Origin of the sequence: Pantoea agglomerans (assembly GCF_020149765.1) — a bacterium.
Taxonomy (GTDB): Bacteria; Pseudomonadota; Gammaproteobacteria; order Enterobacterales; family Enterobacteriaceae; genus Pantoea; species Pantoea alvi.
The window spans coordinates 2,322,411-2,338,575 of sequence record NZ_CP083809.1 but is presented as its reverse complement, the minus strand read 5'-3'; the positions used below and the strand labels follow the sequence as shown (position 1 = coordinate 2,338,575).

Below are 16,165 nucleotides of genomic sequence, written 5' to 3'. Positions count from 1 at the left end.
GTACCGTTACTATACAGAAGCGAACCCGTTTCCAGTCGCTTCCAGCTAAAAATCACCAACGTTGGCCGGGGCAGATTCGATCAAAATTGACGCAAGTACTGCATCCGTATTTCACATTACGTTAGAGCGTGCCAGTACTAATACCCTATGGCAGTGAGTCTGCATTTCGACAGCTTATATTGTTAGTAGTGCAAGATGTTTTTGGCGATCGTGCCATTAACTGGCCTTTAAACGTGAAATGGTCACAGGACAGAAAACCACAACTGTCATTGGAAGCAAACATAATGGATGGGCTTACTCTCGCCAGTAATAAGGGGGGAATACATTTTCAGGATTCTTCAATGGTGGATGGTTTAACATGAACTAATAGAGAGGATTATATGATACATAGCACATGGGATAATGAAAAAGATTTATCTGATAACGTATTAAAACTTTTAAATGGGCACAGATGCTTCCTTGAAAGGAATACCGGGGAAACGATTGATGCTTCAAAGCAACATTATGTTTTCAACGAGCAAATGGTATTAAGCAATAACCGCCATTTCATTGCTGCCAGTATGCAAGAAGCACAACCAAACGGAGATGCTCCAAGCGAATCAGGTTCTTTGCAGATACTTGGTCATTGCTATGTCTATATGGCAACTCGTGATGAGTGGCATTTAAATATGGCAAAAAAAATATTCCAGGCGTTTGTTGATTACTTCTATCAGGAGCCAGTACCAGACACGCCACGAATGTATATCAGCAACTGGCTTGTGAATGGTAAAGAACCGGTACTTGCGAATTACCCTATCGATTGGGAATCACCGACTCACTCAGGATTTAAGCGGGTAATACTTCCTTATACTAATGGATTAACAAAAGTACCTCACGGTTCACCATACTTTGGTGAGTATCTTGATAAAGCCACTTTTGCCTATGTTGGTGAACTTACATGGGACGCTATCAACGCTTCAGTCCAGGCAGTGAAAGCAGATGGCAGTATTGACTGGAGTAATGACGGCCAACAGTATGACATTGACTGGATTATCAACTGGGAAGGTAAAAAAATTGACTGGGATGGCAATGTTCTGAGTACCGGTCACTCAGAAGATGAGAAGGGTACTATGCAGTTGAAAGATACTTCTATCACTGGCGACTATAAGACTAACTTTGCCGGTAAAGTACCGGTAGAGTTTGGTGGTTATCTGATGCCGACTAACTCTGCATGGCATAACAGACCTCTCAATGTGCCGGTAACTAAAGGCAACTTTGGTAATGCGGCTGATGCCGAACAATGGTTTTGTGATGGTGCTTATCTGTTATGGAAGCTTACTGGTGATGATCTTTATTACCGTGCATGGCAGTGTTCTCTGGAAACCTGTAAGTCATATTCAGAAATCGATTTGTATGATCGCTTCTTCCGTAAAAGTACTATCGACAAATCGCCTTTTACTGATGGCATCTCCTATGACTTGAATCGCCACGGATAATCTAGACACTTCTGAGCCGTTGATAATACTGGTTTTCATATTCAGCCGGAGGCATTTGCTCGCTCGAACCATGCCGACGCTTACTGTTATAAAACATTTCGATGTAATCAAAAATATCGCTGCGGGCTTCTTCCCGCGTTCCGTAGATCTTTTTCTTTATCCGCTCGCGTTTCAATAACTGGAAAAAGCTTTCTGCAACCGCATTATCGTGGCAGTTACCACGACGGCTCATGCTGCCCTCCAGGCCGTGTGATTTCAGGAACGACTGCCACTCATGGCTTGTGTACTGACTGCCCTGATCCGAGTGAACCAGCACCTGTTTTTGGGGATTACGCCGCCATACAGCCATCAGCAGTGCGTTCAGGACAATGTCCTTTGTCATCCGGGATTGCATGGACCAGCCGATAATTTTGCGTGAGAACAGATCAACAACCACGGCAAGATACAGCCAGCCTTCGTGGGTCCTGATGTAGGTTATGTCCGTTACCCAACGCTCATCCGGAGCATCCGGATTGAACTGCCGCTGGAGCCTGTTGGGCGACACGATACTGGCCTCGCCTTTACGTGCCCGCGGGCTCCGGTATCCGACCTGAGCCTTTATCCCGACACGTTTCATCAGCCGCCAGACCCGGTTCACTCCGCACTGTTGCCCGCTGTCCCGCAGATCCAGATGGATCTTGCGATAACCATAGACGCATCCCGATTCCAGCCAGAACTGTTTAATCTGTCCTGTCAGTCTCAGGTCTGCCTGATGGCGTTGTGAATGCGGCTGCTGAAGCCAGGCGTAAAAGCCACTGGGATGAACATCCAGCACCCGACAGAGCAGGCGAACAGGCCAGCAACAGGTGTTGTCACGGATAAAGGCGTACCTCAGTCGGACAGCTTTGCGAAGTACGCCGCGGCTTTTTTTAATATGTCCCGTTCGTCGGTAACCCGCTTCAGCTCTTTCTGGAGACGGCGGATCTCGGCCTGAGCATCTGACTGTTCTTTATTAGTGGAAGATTCCGGACCGTACTTCTTTATCCAGGCGTAAAGGCTGTGGGTGGTGATATCGAGACGTGTTGCAACGCTGGAAACAGAATGACCACGATCAACAACCTGTTTGACTGCTTCAATTTTAAACTCTTCGGGATAACGCTTACCGCTCATGGGCACCTCTCTTTAAGCCATCTTAAATGACTCGGAGGTGTCTGTTAAACCCGTGGCGATTCAACTATTTCTATCCGGGTGAACAGGAAGCGTCTTACAGCCGTGATGCAGAAGGCTACATAGTTATAGAACAAAGTGCAGCCGCACAAACCACACTAGAACAACAGGCTGTCTGGTTCAGGATCTCGAAAGATTCCAAAGTACGTACTCAATTTGGCGGGGTAGACAACGCCGGTAATCCGCTCCGTGCTCGTATCAGACTAACCCTCTCACAGCAGAAGACAGATAACGATCCATCAGCACGCGAGTACCAGTACGAGTTACCGCCAAGTACCAGTACTGCTGTGCAGACGTATGATCTACCTCTTAGCTCTCTCACTCCGGTAACTGACCTTAACGGGAAAGAATACTTCATGGCTGATCTGAGAAGCGTCTATACGTATGGTGAGCCAGACGTAAGTACGTCGATGATGACAGATTACAACATCCTTGGATCACGTCAGGGTTCAGTGAACCATACGGTATTCACATCAGACAGTGCAGGTATGGGTATTGGTTTCTGGTTACTGGATGCAGGTACATCGGTACTGAACAGCATTACGTACAAAGCTACCAGGCAGGTAGAGATTGGTATTGAAGATGATAACGGCTGGCGTTGGCAGTGGACATTACAGCCAACAGAGACATACGTTACTCAAAATCTGGTCTCAAGCCAGTTAGTACTCAGAGATTATCAACCTAACCATGCTGATACTGAAGAAAGGCCGTCCACGCCGGTATACTCAGTACTAGAAGAGTTCTCAATTACGCCTGTAGATAGTACTGAAACACACTTCTACTGGTACTGCGTGAATGATGTACCGCCAACGTTCTCACTGGATGATGGCTACACCATAAAGTACAGCGTAACGATCTCAGGGGATGCTGCATATACTGCCCGCCTCGGTGACTGTACTATTCTCGACTACAAGCCAAATAATTTAGCATTTACGCCAGGCGTTATTCCGTTCAGTAATATTTCTGTACCAGGCAACGTTCGGTTCGATGGATGGCGTGGGATGCCTTATCCAGGGTACATGCATCCGTTCATTTATACTCATGATCGAGTACCCAATGAATGGACTACTCACCTTAATAATATGGTCGAATTTTTATGGGCTTCCCAACAAAGTTATTTTGATAATTTTGGTGAGTTGGGGCCTGGTATGAGTGCATACATCTGGAACCGTTGGGACAACCTTAAGTACGGCGAACCTGATACCTGGACTATGTACCATTGGGGGGATGGTCATGCGTGGCCAGGCTATCAGCCTCGTGCTTACTGCAATGCTGCACGTGCCTGGTACGAGCTGGCGATCCAGAACAAACCAGTGCCGCCTAAGTTGCAACAGTATGTTGAGAACTGGGCTACCTGGTTAGCTCAGAAATTCAAAGAGCATGGGTGTACGCCTACTGACTGGAACACTGATGGGAGTAGCGTATTCGATACCACAGACTTCACAGGGCATATGTCAGGTTTATGGTTAGCCGGTTCATGCTTCGCAGTACTGGCAGGCTCAACACTCTCTGTACTGCCTGAGTTTATTGAGGATGTGGTAGGGGAACTTGAGCGGAATTTCATTGATACCGGAATCCCTGGGCACATAATGAATGGCTCATGGAGTCCTGCTGTACGTCTGGATACCGGCAATGGTGTAGAGAATAATGGTATGTTTTTTGGAATCTGGAGTGGCGAGATCATGAGAGGTTTAGGCACGTATCTGCTCTACAAACAACTGAATCCAAAACAGGATATGTACGAATTAATAACAAAATAAAATAAAAAAGTACTGGCATTAAGTTGCCAGTACTTAAATAAGATGGATTCTCAAAAATCACGCAAGGAGAATATATGTCTTTAGATAATAGTAATTATATTCATACAAAGGCCACCGCAGAGGTGGCCTGTATCTTTTAAAGTACTAACTGTTCTGGACGGCAATCATAGAGCTTCGCAAGCCGTTCACGCGTCTTCTTCTGTGGCTTACTCTCTGCGCGTTCTAACTGAGAGATAGCGCTCTGAGTCGTACCCAACTTTTCAGCGACATCATACTGGCTTAAGCCACGATAGATACGCCAGGCAGCCTGTAAACTTACATCCTGTTCAACCATGATGTTTACGACGGCACCAGGTACAGTTTCGTCATCATCTGGGCCAGCTTCAACCGGTATGCTCTCCCATTCGCCTTCAGCGTCTAAGAGAAGCTTTTCATACTCTGCTACAGGAAGTACCACAAATTGCGGTTTACCTGCTTCATCATAAATATACTGTTTTGACATAGTTTATCCGGGTGTCTTAGCGTCGCGGTTAATGTCATGGAGCATAATGGCTGGGCGCCCCGCCTTGTATCAGTAAGTCCTTGATGTTCTGCGTGTCACTTCTTCGATTCTAAGTACTACCGGCTCACCCTCTATCAACTCAAAGATTACCCGGTAGTCACCAACTCGTAACCGGTACGGGTTATCGGTATCCTGTAACTTCTTTATGTCTAAAGTCACAAGAGGGAAGGTGACTAACTGCTGGGTCTTCTCGTTAATGAATTTCCGATAGCGGCTATCGATCTTAGTCAGGTGCTTCAATGCACGCTTAGACCAAACCACTTCAACCATTATGCCTCCAAATCCTGAAGAACATATCCCGCTGGGGTGATTAGATAATAGGGTTGGTATTTAATTGCATCAAGATAATTTTTCTAATTATCTAATGTTATTTTCTTATGCAATATGAAAGTGTATATACCTGGAGGTTGGTAAAGATCTGCATGATATCTTAGGGTTAATGACTAACCTGTAAGTACCTTAATTGCTTGATTGTCAGAGGGTTTAACAGTGGAATATGATGGGTTCACCAGTAACTTTCGCTAACCCTGAGTTTTCGATGGATATCCGCGCGGTCGCCGAACTGCCGTGCCATCGCTGAAGCGGTGCGCGACGCCGGCGGCAAGCTGGCGTTTGGCGCCGATTTCCACACCGCCTTTACGCTGGGGCAGTTCGAGCACTGTCTGCGCATCACGCGCGCAGTGGATTTTCCTGAAGATCGCGTGTTAAATGTCACGCCGCGCCGCCTGCTCGATTTTCCTGAACAGCGCACCGGCAAACAGATTGCCGAACTGGCAGATTTCTAACCCTTTAGCCTCTGGAATAGTGCATGAACGAGTTTTCCATCCTCTGCCGCGTTATCGGCTCCCTGTTTAACCGTCAGCCGCAGGATCCGCTGCTGGTCCCGCTGTTTACCCTGCTGCGCGAGGGCAAACTTGGCGCACAGTGGCCACTGGAGCAGGACGAGCTGCTGCAGCGTCTGCAGCAGAACAGCGATCCGCAGGCGCTGGCGGCGGATTACAATGCGCTGTTCGTCGGCCCCGACTGTAAGGTACCGCCTTACGCGTCGCAGTGGCCGGAAGGCAAGCCGGAGCCGGAAGTGCGCGCCTTTCTCGCCTCGCGCGGTATGCCGCTCAGCGACGCCCCCGCTGACCACTTCGGCGTGCTGATGCTGGCGGCCTCCTGGCTGGAAGATCAGTCGGCGGAAGATGAGAGCGCGGCGCAGTGCGCCCTGTTTGACAGCTACCTGCTGCCCTGGTGCGGCGCGTTTCTCGGCAAGGTCGAGGCGCACGCCACCACCGCCTTTTACCGCACGCTGGCGATGCTGAGCCGTGAGGCGATCCAGGCGATGTGGGACGAGCTGAACGAGGCCGCCGAAGACGACGGCGAAGCGTGATGAAGCACTCCGGCGCGCAGCTCTACCAGCGCGCCGGGTGCGTACCCGGCTCGCAGCCTGGCGTTGCACAGATCTGAGGCGTGCCGGGCAGCCGGGCAGCGGCGCGCAGCCGTTCGCCGATGCCCCAGGGCGTCAGCTCTGTGGTCGGCAGCGTGTCGTGCGCATGCGCTTTAATGCCTGCGGCCAGGCTTGCGTCCCGAGAGGGATGCTGCTGCAGCAGCAGGGCGGTGCGGGCCAGCGACAGCCGCGCCCTGACGCCGTAGCCGGTGGTGTGGCGCTGGCGCAGCCCCTCCAGCGCCGCGGCGGCCATCAGATAGCCGGTGGCGTGATCCAGCGCCTGTACCGGCAGCGGCGTCGGCTTCTCCGCTTCTGCCCAGCGCATGCCGCTCTCAGCGATACCGCTCGCCATCTGTACCAGACTGTCGAAGCCGCGCCGGTTGCGCCACGGCCCGCGCCAGCCCCAGGCGTTCAGGCTGACGTCCACCAGGCCCGGCGCCAGCCGGGCGCGCGTCTCAGCGTCAAATCCCAGCTGCTCCAGCGCGTCGGCGCGATAGCCGTGTATCAGCACGTCCGCCTGGTGCAGCAGCGCGCGCAGCCTGTTGCTGCCCGCCGCTGTTTTGAAATCGACCACCGCGCGCCGTTTGCCACAGGCGATCTCTTCGTCGAGCGTCGGCTCGCCCCAGCCAGGCGGATCGAGACGCAGCACCTGCGCGCCGAGGCTGGCGAGAAAGCGAGTTGCTACCGGCCCGGCGATAACGCGCGTCAAATCCAGTACCCGAACGCCGAGCAGCGGTCGCGCGGCGGGCATCGGCCAGCTGCGCGCGGGGGCGGCATCACCCTGTTGCCAGGCGATCAGCGGCTCCTCGCGCACTGCCTGGCCCTGCGGATGCTGGTGCCACTGCTGTTCGCTGCGCATACGCGCGGCGCAGCCGCCGGCGTCGACCACCGCCTGCTCCAGCGCGTCAGCCTGCCAGCGCGCCACCTGCTGCGCCAGCGCGTCGCGGTCGGGATGCCTGCCCAGCACGCGCTCCATCGCCGCGCGATGCTGCGGCGCATTGGTGTGCAGGCGGATCCAGCCGTCGGCGCAGGGGTAATCACCGGCAAAGGCGTCCCACAGCGCAGGCGAAGGGCGATTGCGGGGAAAGAAGCTGGTCTGAAACCAGCGCGAGGCGAGGCGGACGTTTACGCTGACCGGCTGCCGGGAACCGATAAAAGCGGCCGTCGCCTGAGTCGCCAGCCCGATGCTGGTGGCCGCCAGCTCGCTGACGGCGAAAGCGGATGAGAAGGTCGCGGTATCAAGAAAGGTGGGCGGGGCGGTTGCGTCGCCGGGGCCACGCAATCCTTGCCACAGCTGCTGCCACAGGGACGCGGCAAGCTGATGATCCATAATCGTTCTCCAGAAACAGACGGTATCCAGAGCATAGCACCGCTTTTCAGCGGCGGCGCAAACGCGGGAAGCGCGCGTGCATGCGCAGGCTGCGCAGATTGATCACCGCTATCGCCGTGCCGCACACCACCAGCGAGGCACCGATGATTTTAAAGCGGTTGAGGCTGTCGCCCAGCACCACAATACCCATCAGTACCGACAGCACCGGCGTCAGCAGCGAGTAGGGCATAATCAGATTGACGTTGTACTTCTTCAGCAATCCGTACCAGAGGGTATAGGCGACAATCGACGAGGCGATCGCGCTGTAGAGAATGCCAAACCAGCCGCGCCATCCCGCCTGGCTCAGCGCATAAAACTGGTTCGACTCCATCACAAAGCTCGACAGGCCAACGATGGGCACCGCCAGAAAGGCGATCCAGCCGGTCATGGTCAGCGGCTGGATCGGCGGCGATTTTTTCACGATCAGGTTGCTCACCGCCCAGCCGGTGGCGCTGCAGAGCAGGATCGCCAGCACCCACCAGGCGGGGATGGTTGGACTGCCGGAGAGCACCGCCACGCCGCACAGGGAGATGGCGATGCCCACCAGCTGGATCGCGCGCAGCCGCTCTTTCAGCACCACCATCGCCAGCAGCATGGCGATCGGCGTGCCGAGCTGTACCACAATCGCGCCGGTGCCGGCGTCGGTATAGCGCATGCCGACGAACAGCAGCGAAAAGTGCATAAAGCCGAAGGTAAAGGCGAGCGCCAGCAGCCAGGGAAGCTGCTGACGCGTGATGCGGCAGAAGGGGATCAACACAATCGCCACCACCACAAAGCGCATCCAGGTGAGAAACAGCGGCGGCAGCTCCAGCAGGCCCCACTTCACCGCTACGTTATTGAACGCCCAGATAGAGACCACCATCAAAATCAGAAAAAAATGCCGCAGTGCCACAATCCCGTCCTTCGCTGTTATTTTTCGTTACGCCCTAATGATGGCACGAAGCGGGGAGAGGCCGACAGGCGATGACAAATATTTTTCTGTTATGACCCGTGCAGGAAAATCATAAGACACGCCGCCGCTTTGCTGTCAGACTGATTCACCGAGACGCTCACCCGTAGAGGATCCGGTTCGGTATGCTATCCACTTCCGCTTTGCCCCTTGCCCTGATTCAGTTAGAGGTTCCCCCTGCCGAGGTTGCGGCGCGTATCGGCGAACAGCCGCGCTGGTTTATTGATGCGCTTGGCCTGCAGCCCGACGATTATCTTATTGTGCGTCCCCATCTGGGCGAGTCGCTGCCGCAGTTCGATCGCATCAGCGGCGCGATCCTCAGCGGCTCCTGGGCGATGGTGACCGACCACGCCGAGTGGAGCGAGCGCAGCGCGGCGTGGGTGCGGGCGGCGATCGACGCAGAGCTGCCGCTGCTGGGCGTCTGCTACGGCCACCAGCTGATGGCCTACGCGCTGGGCGGCAAGGTGGCGGACAACCCCAACGGCTGGGAGCGCGGGCTGCTGCCGCTGACGTGCGACGCGGCGGCGCAGCGCGACGCGCTGCTCTCGGTGCTGCCGGGACGCTTCAGCGTCTGGCTGTCGCACCGCCAGTCGGTGATTGTGCCGCCGCCGCAGGCACAGGTGCTGGCGACATCGCAGAAAGATGCCTGTCAGATCCTGCGCTACTCGCCGCAGGCGCTGTCGGTGCAGTTTCACCCGGAATTTTCACGCCAGATTATGAGCGCCTGCCTGCCGGCGGGGATCAGCGACAGCGGCGCGGATATCGACGGCGCGGACTGGGCGCGGCAGCTGCTGATGGCGTTCTGGCAGCAGACGCGCCCGCAGGCGAGCCAGGCTCAGGGCGCGTAGCTGCGACGGCAGCGATAAACCCAGGCGGGCGGCACGTTTTTCAGCACCCGCTGACGCTGCCAGATAAAGTAGCGCGACAGATCGGGCTGGGTGAGCGAGGTGTACTGAAACTGCACGAAAACGCCCCCCGGCCCGAGCGCCTCGAAGGCCGCGCGCAGGATGTTGTTGCGCAGCGCGGGCGGCAGCGACAGCAACGGCAGGCCGGAAAAGATCGCGTCATACTCGCCGCTCAGATACTCCGCCGAACAGGTGCGCACCTGCAAACGCGCATCCCCCAGCGCGCGCAGTTTATCCGCCAGCGGCGCGCTAATCTCAAACGCATCCAGCGTCGCCTGCGGCTGCATGCGCGCCAGCAGATAACGCGTCAGCACGCCGTCGCCCGCGCCGAGTTCGGCGACGCGCAGCGCGCTGTGCCAGCAGACGCTGTCGCTCATGGTGCGGCACAGCGCCGCCGAGGAAGGCGTAATGCTGCCCATCTTGCGCGGATTGCGAATAAACTGATGAATAAATTCTGCTTTTGCGCGCATAAGGGTAAAAGCCGAAGCCAGCATGTCACTCTCTCCTGTGATTAACCTTATCTGTTGACCCTGTTTCGACCCCGGGTTTCGCTTTTTTTTGCCGCTTCGGCTTATTCTCAGAATTTTCTGTGTGCCCGGTCGGCGCGCTTTTCCTTTGCGGCGGTCACAGTTTCCGAAGGCAACATCTGACAGGCTGGGTTTGTTCATCCATTGTTAACAACAAGTTTCAATGTTGTTTAAATCCCAGCCATGTTAAGGAGATTTACCATGCGTTACGCCTCTCCCGGGGAACAGGGTTCTCTGATTCAGCTGCAGAAAACGTACGGCAACTTTATTAACGGCGAATTTGTGACGCCGGTGAACGGCAACTATTTCACCAATACCTCGCCGGTAAACGGCTCGGTTGCAGGGGAGTTCCCGCGTTCGGACAAGGCGGATGTGGATAACGCCGTCGCCGCGGCGCAGGCTGCCGCCGAGGCCTGGGGCAAAACCTCGCCGCAGCAGCGTTCGCTGGCGCTGCTAAAAATTGCCGATCGGCTGGAGCAAAATCTGGAATATATGGCGGTGAACGAGACCTGGGATAACGGCAAGCCGGTGCGCGAAACCCTGGCCGCCGATATGCCGCTGGCGGTGGATCACTTCCGCTATTTCGCCGGCTGCGTGCGGGCGCAGGAGGGCACCGCCGCCGAGATCGACGAGTTTACCGCCGCCTACCATTTCCATGAGCCGCTCGGCGTGGTGGCGCAGATTATCCCCTGGAACTTCCCGCTGCTGATGGCGGCGTGGAAGCTGGCCCCGGCGCTGGGCGCGGGCAACTGCGTGGTGCTAAAGCCGGCCGAGCAGACGCCGCTGAGCATTACGCTGTTTGTCGAGCTGATCAAAGATCTGCTGCCGCCCGGCGTGCTTAACGTCGTACACGGCTACGGCAAATTGGCGGGCGAGGCGCTGGCTTCCCATCCCGATATCGCTAAAGTGGCCTTTACCGGCTCGACGGCGACCGGCGGCCATATTCTCGAGCTGGCGGCGAAAAGCATGATCCCCTCTACCGTTGAGCTGGGCGGCAAATCGCCGAATATTTTCTTCGAAGATATCATGCAGGCGGAAGAGAGCTTTATTGAGAAGGCGGCTGAAGGGGTGGTACTCGGCTTCCTTAACCAGGGCGAGGTCTGCACCTGTCCGTCGCGCGCGCTGGTGCAGGAGTCGATCTATGAGCCCTTTATGGCGGCGGTGATGAAGCGCATCAAAACCATCAAGCGCGGCGACCCAATGGATAGCGAAACCATGGTCGGCGCGCAGGCGTCGCAGCAGCAGTTCGACAAGATCCTCTCCTATCTGGAGATTGCTCGTCAGGAGGGGGCAGAGGTGCTCACCGGCGGCGGCGTAGAGAAGCTGGAAGGCTCGCTCGCCAGCGGCTACTACATTCAGCCGACGCTGCTGAAGGGTGACAACAGTATGCGCGTCTTCCAGGAGGAGATCTTCGGGCCGGTGGTCGGCATCACCACCTTTAAGGATGAGGCGGAAGCGATCGCTATCGCCAACGACTCGATTTACGGGCTGGGCGCCGGCGTCTGGACGCGCGATATCAACCGCGCCTACCGCGTCGGCCGCGCCATCAAGGCGGGGCGCGTCTGGACCAACTGCTACCACCTCTACCCGGCACACGCCGCCTTTGGCGGCTATAAAAAATCGGGCATCGGGCGCGAGACGCACAAGATGATGCTGGATCACTATCAGCAGACCAAAAACCTGCTGGTGAGCTACAGCGTACAGCCGCTCGGTTTCTTCTGATTTCGCGGCCTGCGGCGCGCTGCTCTCTGGGCAACGCGCCGTTTTTGTTCCATATTCATCTCAACGCATTTCGCGTTTTTTCGACCCATTGTTAACTGTCATAACCGCGTAAGATTGCTATGGCATGGTCTGGAGAGGCGTTCCCGCCGGGCCTGAGGCCGAACTGAATAAGGAATGTTGATGAACGAATTATATAATGTGCTGACCGAACATGATGAGGTGCTGGATGGGCTGGAGTACAGCATTATTGCTGTTAACCTGCCGACCCGGCAGGCGGTCTCTCTGCGCGATAGCGGCGACGCCGCACGGCGGCTGACAGCAGAGGCGGGCGAGGCGGCTGAAGTGCCGCGCTTCTGGTAAGCTGTCGGCGTATCAGACAAGCACAATGCGCCTGAAACAGATTCCGGCAGGCAGCGCAGAGGCTTAATACGCGGCTGAAAGGGTTCGGGGAGCAAAGCGACCCGCGACGTGGATGTCGCGGGTCGAGCGAGCAGGGATGCGTAAAGCGCCCTGCCAGCCGCGTGAGCACAAATGTCACGCCTTCTATGAGGTAGTTAAGCTTTACTTCACGCAGCGCGCGCAGGTGCTGTCCTGAATCTGCTTAAAGAAGTCGTTGCCTTTGTCATCCACCAGGATAAACGCCGGGAAGTTCTCAACCTCAATCTTCCAGATCGCCTCCATTCCCAGTTCGGCATACTCCACGCACTCCAGCTTCTTGATGCTCTGCTGCGCCAGCACCGCCGCCGGGCCGCCGATGCTGCCGAGGTAGAAGCCGCCATGCTTGTGGCAGGCATCTGTAACCTGCTGGCTGCGGTTGCCCTTCGCCAGCATAATCATGCTGCCGCCGTGCGACTGCAGCAGATCGACGTAGGAATCCATGCGGCCAGCCGTGGTCGGGCCAAGCGAGCCGGAGGCGTAGCCTGCCGGGGTCTTCGCCGGACCGGCGTAGTAGATCGGGTGATCTTTCACGTACTGCGGCAGACCTTCACCGCTGTCGATGCGCTCTTTCAGTTTGGCGTGTGCGATATCGCGCGCCACGATAATGGTGCCGCTCAGCGACAGGCGCGTAGAGACCGGATAAGCGGAAAGCTGTGCCAGAATCTCTTTCATCGGCCGGTTCAGATCGACGCTGACGACGTCGCCTTCGCCCTGCTGACGCAGCGCCTCTGGAATATACTGCGCCGGGTTATCCTCCAGCTTCTCGATCCAGATGCCGTCGCGGTTAATCTTCGCTTTGATATTGCGGTCGGCCGAGCAGGAGACGCCCATGCCCACCGGACAGGAGGCGCCGTGGCGCGGCAGGCGGATCACGCGGATATCGTGCGCGAAATATTTGCCGCCGAACTGTGCGCCGAGGCCGAGCTGCTGCGCCGCCTCCAGCAGTTCCTGCTCCAGCGCCAGGTCACGAAACGCCTGACCATGCTCGTTACCGCTGGTGGGCAGGCTATCGTAGTAGTGGGTCGAGGCGAGCTTCACCGTCTTCAGCGTGGCCTCTGCCGAGGTGCCGCCAATCACAAAGGCGATGTGATAGGGCGGGCAGGCGGCGGTGCCGAGCGACATCATCTTATCCACCAGATAGTTCTTCAGCTTGCCCGGAGAAAGCAGCGCTTTGGTTTCCTGATAGAGGTAGGTTTTATTGGCTGAGCCGCCGCCTTTGGCGATGCAGAGGAACTTATATTCGTCGCCGTCAGTGCTGTAGATGTCGATCTGCGCCGGCAGGTTGGTGCCGGTGTTCACCTCGTTATACATATCGAGGGCGGCGTTCTGCGAGTAGCGCAGGTTATCTTCAATAAAGGTGTTATAGACGCCCTGCGACAGCGCCGCTTCGTCGCCACCGCCGGTCCAGACGCGCTGGCCTTTCTTGCCCATGATAATCGCCGTGCCGGTATCCTGGCAGGTGGGCAGTACGCCTTTGGCGGCAATCTCCGAGTTGCGCAGGAACTGCAGCGCGACATATTTATCGTTCTCGCTCGCCTCATCGTCCGCGAGGATAGAGGCAACCTGCTGCTGGTGCGCCGGACGCAGCATAAAAGAGGCGTCGTGAAACGCCTGCTGCGCCAGCAGGGTCAGCGCTTTCGGATCGACCTTCAGCACTTCTTGACCCTCGAAGCTGGCGACGGAAACGTGCTCGCGCGTCAGCAGGTAGTACTGGGTCTCATCGTGGGACAGCGGAAAGGGATCTTGATAGTAGAAAGGTTTGTTCGACATCTCGGCTCACTTATGCGGCGACGGCTCGCTCAGGGCGAAACAAACAGCCGCAAATATTGTTGGTTTTTATTTCGCCAGCCGTGCAGGACGCGGCTGGCGTAAGCTGAAGGGAAAAGATTTTACACTTTATTAACCTGTCTCGTCGCCTGGTTTAGAACATCATTACCATCCACGGATAGGCGATCAGCATCAGCAGCACCAGGAAGAGCAGGCCGAAAATGGTGCCCAGACGCCAGTAGTCTTTGGTCGGCAGATAGCCGCTGCCGTAGTAAATCGGGCTGGGGCCGGTGCCGTAAGGGGTGATAATGCCCATCACGCCAAGGGAGGTACAGAGCATCAGGCAGAACACCGGCATATTGATGCCAGGGATCGCCGCGGCGATGGTCAGCATCGCGGGAAGCAGCGCGGTGGTATGCGCCGTGGTGCTGGCGAACAGGTAGTGCAGCAGATAGAAGGCGATAAGCAGCACCACCGCGGAGATCTGCGGGTCATAACCCTGCAGCAGCAGGCCGCCCTCTTTGCCCAGCCAGGCGATAAAGCCAACGCGTGCCAGACCATCCGCCAGCGCCACCAGCGTGGCGAACCAGGCGAAGGTGTTCCACGCCGCCTTGTTGCTGGTGATGTCGCTCCAGTTCAGCACGCCGGTCCAGAGCATCAGGATGATAATCAGCAGCGCGGCCATCGCAGGCTCAATCCAGGCGGTGGCGAAAATCCACATCAGCAGCGCACAGACCACGAAAATCAGCAGCAGAATCTCATTGCGTGACAGTTTGCCCAGCTTCTGCAGCTCGGCGGTAGCCCAGCGCGGCACTTCGTCGTTAACCTTCACTTCCGGCGGATAGAGCCAGTAGGCCAGCAGTGGCATGGTCAGGATCAGCAGCACGCCGAGCGGCAGGAAGGCGATAAACCACATGCCCCAGGAGATATCGAAGCCGACGACGCTTTTCACCAGCGCCAGCGCCAGCAGGTTCGGTGCCAGCGCCGACAGGAACATCGAGCTGGTGATACAGGCGGCGGTAATCGCCACCCACATCAGGTAAGAGCCGATGCGGCGCGCGCTCGGGTCGTTGGGTTTAGAGCCGTAGAGCGGCGGCAGGTTGGCGATAATCGGGTAGATGGTGCCGCCGCTGCGCGCGGTATTTGACGGCGTAAAAGGAGCCAGCAGCAGATCGGCGAAGGTAATGGCGTAGCCGAGCGTCAGGCTGCGACGGCCGAGATATTTCACCAGAATCAGCGCCAGGCGGCGGCCGAACTGGGTCTTATCGTAGCCGGCAGCGAACATAAAGGCGCCGAAAATCAGCCAGACGGTGGAGTTGCCGAAGCCGCTAACGCCCCACTTAAAGGCCTCAGTGGCGACTTTAAAACCGGGCTTCGCCAGCTCGGCGGGGCTAAACAGCACAAACTGGCTGAAAAGGGCGATAACCACAACCCCGGTCAGGCCGATAACTGCCCCCGGCAGCGGTTCGAAAATCAGGCCGACGATAACGCCGACGAAAATGGCGAAAAAGTGCCAGGCGTAGGGCTCCAGTCCGGCGGGTGTCGGCACCAGCAGTAGCAGGATGGCGACTACGATGGGCAGAGCGAGCATGATCCAGCGTTTATGTTGTCCCGGCGGCGGGACAGCCGCAGGTTGCGCGGCGTTGTTCAGCGTCGTTTTCATATTCATAGTAAGGGTCTGCAAGTTATAAAGAAGAGAGTGTCGGCTTTGTTGATGCGCCCTTTATTTATTCGTGCGCGTAGAACGCCTTCAGCAAAACCTTATTGAATAACGTCTTCACATGACAACTTTATTAAATAAACTTTTGCTCCGTGCCTATATGATGCGCCTGCCATAATTGTAAATTTTGATCTAGATCAAAGAGTGAGTGCGGCGTTAATTTGAATCAGCTGCTTTAAAATGCGTGCGGCACGCATAAAAGGATTTTATGCTGGGAAATGAGGTTATCGGCGCTTTTTGGTATAAATTTCATCTCTTTTACCTTATTGAAAAGTATTGAAAAAATTTTTACTTATAACAATAATTTGATTTTTTTAGCGCTTTCGTTAACAT

At 56.0% G+C, this 16,165-nt stretch carries 14 protein-coding genes and 1 pseudogene; 7 read left to right on the top strand and 8 right to left on the bottom strand.

The window, feature by feature from the left end:
- The first annotated feature begins 380 nt into the window (after positions 1-380).
- A complete protein-coding gene (locus LB453_RS13815) occupies positions 381-1,475 on the top strand; it encodes a hypothetical protein (RefSeq protein WP_146053813.1) in 1,095 nt (364 codons plus the stop codon).
- A 1-nt stretch (position 1,476) separates the two neighbouring features.
- Here the strand turns inward: LB453_RS13815 and LB453_RS13810 are convergent.
- Positions 1,477-2,624 (bottom strand): IS3 family transposase gene (locus LB453_RS13810; RefSeq protein ID WP_224481446.1). Its coding sequence is split into 2 segments (ribosomal slippage): positions 1,477-2,387 and positions 2,387-2,624, totalling 1,149 coding nucleotides; the frame shifts between segments, so codons are not numbered across the junction.
- Between the two features lie 413 nt (positions 2,625-3,037).
- On the opposite strand from LB453_RS13810, the gene LB453_RS13805 reads away from it, so the two are divergent.
- Complete coding sequence (locus LB453_RS13805; protein ID WP_146053877.1) at positions 3,038-4,441, top strand: hypothetical protein; 1,404 nt, start codon at positions 3,038-3,040, stop codon at positions 4,439-4,441.
- A gap of 136 nt (positions 4,442-4,577) precedes the next feature.
- Here the strand turns inward: LB453_RS13805 and LB453_RS13800 are convergent, their stop codons facing one another.
- Both LB453_RS13800 and LB453_RS13795 read right to left on the bottom strand, forming a co-directional pair.
- A complete protein-coding gene (locus LB453_RS13800) occupies positions 4,578-4,943 on the bottom strand; it encodes a helix-turn-helix domain-containing protein (RefSeq protein WP_103797491.1) in 366 nt (121 codons plus the stop codon).
- 69 nt (positions 4,944-5,012) lie between these two features.
- Positions 5,013-5,273 carry a type II toxin-antitoxin system RelE family toxin gene (locus tag LB453_RS13795; protein WP_103797492.1) on the bottom strand — a complete coding sequence of 87 codons (261 nt, stop codon included), beginning with the start codon at positions 5,271-5,273 and terminating at the stop codon, positions 5,013-5,015.
- 287 nt (positions 5,274-5,560) lie between these two features.
- Here LB453_RS13795 and LB453_RS13790 point away from each other — a divergent pair.
- Together LB453_RS13790 and LB453_RS13785 are read left to right on the top strand one after the other, a co-directional pair.
- Positions 5,561-5,788, top strand: a pseudogene (locus LB453_RS13790) (phosphatase); the annotation flags it as partial.
- 23 nt (positions 5,789-5,811) lie between these two features.
- A complete protein-coding gene (locus LB453_RS13785) occupies positions 5,812-6,378 on the top strand; it encodes a molecular chaperone (protein ID WP_103797493.1) in 567 nt (188 codons plus the stop codon).
- A gap of 22 nt (positions 6,379-6,400) precedes the next feature.
- Here LB453_RS13785 and LB453_RS13780 read toward each other — a convergent pair whose 3' ends face one another.
- Positions 6,401-7,765, bottom strand: coding sequence for a CoA transferase (locus LB453_RS13780; protein ID WP_103797494.1), 1,365 nt, complete (start codon positions 7,763-7,765; stop codon positions 6,401-6,403).
- 46 nt (positions 7,766-7,811) lie between these two features.
- A complete protein-coding gene (locus LB453_RS13775) occupies positions 7,812-8,696 on the bottom strand; it encodes a DMT family transporter (protein ID WP_103797495.1) in 885 nt (294 codons plus the stop codon).
- Positions 8,697-8,878: 182 nt separating this feature from the next.
- Between LB453_RS13775 and LB453_RS13770 the strand changes: the two genes are divergently transcribed.
- A complete protein-coding gene (locus tag LB453_RS13770; protein ID WP_103797496.1) occupies positions 8,879-9,601 on the top strand; it encodes a glutamine amidotransferase in 723 nt (240 codons plus the stop codon).
- On the opposite strand, the gene LB453_RS13765 is transcribed toward LB453_RS13770, so the two are convergent.
- Positions 9,589-10,152 carry a class I SAM-dependent methyltransferase gene (locus tag LB453_RS13765; RefSeq protein WP_224481445.1) on the bottom strand — a complete coding sequence of 188 codons (564 nt, stop codon included), beginning with the start codon at positions 10,150-10,152 and terminating at the stop codon, positions 9,589-9,591. The two genes, LB453_RS13770 and LB453_RS13765, sit on opposite strands and share 13 nt — an antisense overlap.
- A gap of 234 nt (positions 10,153-10,386) precedes the next feature.
- On the opposite strand from LB453_RS13765, the gene LB453_RS13760 reads away from it, so the two are divergent.
- Complete coding sequence (locus LB453_RS13760; protein WP_224481444.1) at positions 10,387-11,907, top strand: aldehyde dehydrogenase family protein; 1,521 nt, start codon at positions 10,387-10,389, stop codon at positions 11,905-11,907.
- Positions 11,908-12,087: 180 nt separating this feature from the next.
- The gene (locus LB453_RS13755) at positions 12,088-12,267 is read left to right on the top strand and encodes a hypothetical protein (protein WP_103797499.1); all 180 of its coding nucleotides are present in this window, start codon (positions 12,088-12,090) and stop codon (positions 12,265-12,267) included.
- 201 nt (positions 12,268-12,468) lie between these two features.
- Here the strand turns inward: LB453_RS13755 and fumA are convergent, their stop codons facing one another.
- Positions 12,469-14,115, bottom strand: a complete 1,647-nt coding sequence (gene fumA, locus LB453_RS13750; RefSeq protein WP_103797500.1) for a class I fumarate hydratase FumA — start codon at positions 14,113-14,115, stop codon at positions 12,469-12,471.
- A gap of 151 nt (positions 14,116-14,266) precedes the next feature.
- On the bottom strand, positions 14,267-15,775 hold the full coding sequence (locus tag LB453_RS13745; protein WP_103797547.1) for an anion permease: 1,509 nt from the start codon (positions 15,773-15,775) through the stop codon (positions 14,267-14,269).
- Between the last annotated feature and the right edge of the window lie 390 nt (positions 15,776-16,165).

Excerpts from the sequence above, each read along its gene's own strand:
- LB453_RS13780 (WP_103797494.1), bottom strand. The coding sequence starts at position 7,765 with ATGGATCATCAGCTTGCCGCGTCCCTGTGGCAGCAGCTGTGGCAAGGA.
- LB453_RS13795 (WP_103797492.1), bottom strand. The coding sequence starts at position 5,273 with ATGGTTGAAGTGGTTTGGTCTAAGCGTGCATTGAAGCACCTGACTAAG.
- LB453_RS13745 (WP_103797547.1), bottom strand. The coding sequence starts at position 15,775 with ATGAAAACGACGCTGAACAACGCCGCGCAACCTGCGGCTGTCCCGCCG.
- LB453_RS13815 (WP_146053813.1), top strand. The coding sequence starts at position 381 with ATGATACATAGCACATGGGATAATGAAAAAGATTTATCTGATAACGTA.
- LB453_RS13770 (WP_103797496.1), top strand. The coding sequence starts at position 8,879 with ATGCTATCCACTTCCGCTTTGCCCCTTGCCCTGATTCAGTTAGAGGTT.
- LB453_RS13765 (WP_224481445.1), bottom strand. The coding sequence starts at position 10,152 with ATGCTGGCTTCGGCTTTTACCCTTATGCGCGCAAAAGCAGAATTTATT.
- LB453_RS13805 (WP_146053877.1), top strand. The coding sequence starts at position 3,038 with ATGGCTGATCTGAGAAGCGTCTATACGTATGGTGAGCCAGACGTAAGT.
- LB453_RS13760 (WP_224481444.1), top strand. The coding sequence starts at position 10,387 with ATGCGTTACGCCTCTCCCGGGGAACAGGGTTCTCTGATTCAGCTGCAG.
- LB453_RS13785 (WP_103797493.1), top strand. The coding sequence starts at position 5,812 with ATGAACGAGTTTTCCATCCTCTGCCGCGTTATCGGCTCCCTGTTTAAC.
- LB453_RS13755 (WP_103797499.1), top strand. The coding sequence starts at position 12,088 with ATGAACGAATTATATAATGTGCTGACCGAACATGATGAGGTGCTGGAT.
- fumA (WP_103797500.1), bottom strand. The coding sequence starts at position 14,115 with ATGTCGAACAAACCTTTCTACTATCAAGATCCCTTTCCGCTGTCCCAC.
- LB453_RS13800 (WP_103797491.1), bottom strand. The coding sequence starts at position 4,943 with ATGTCAAAACAGTATATTTATGATGAAGCAGGTAAACCGCAATTTGTG.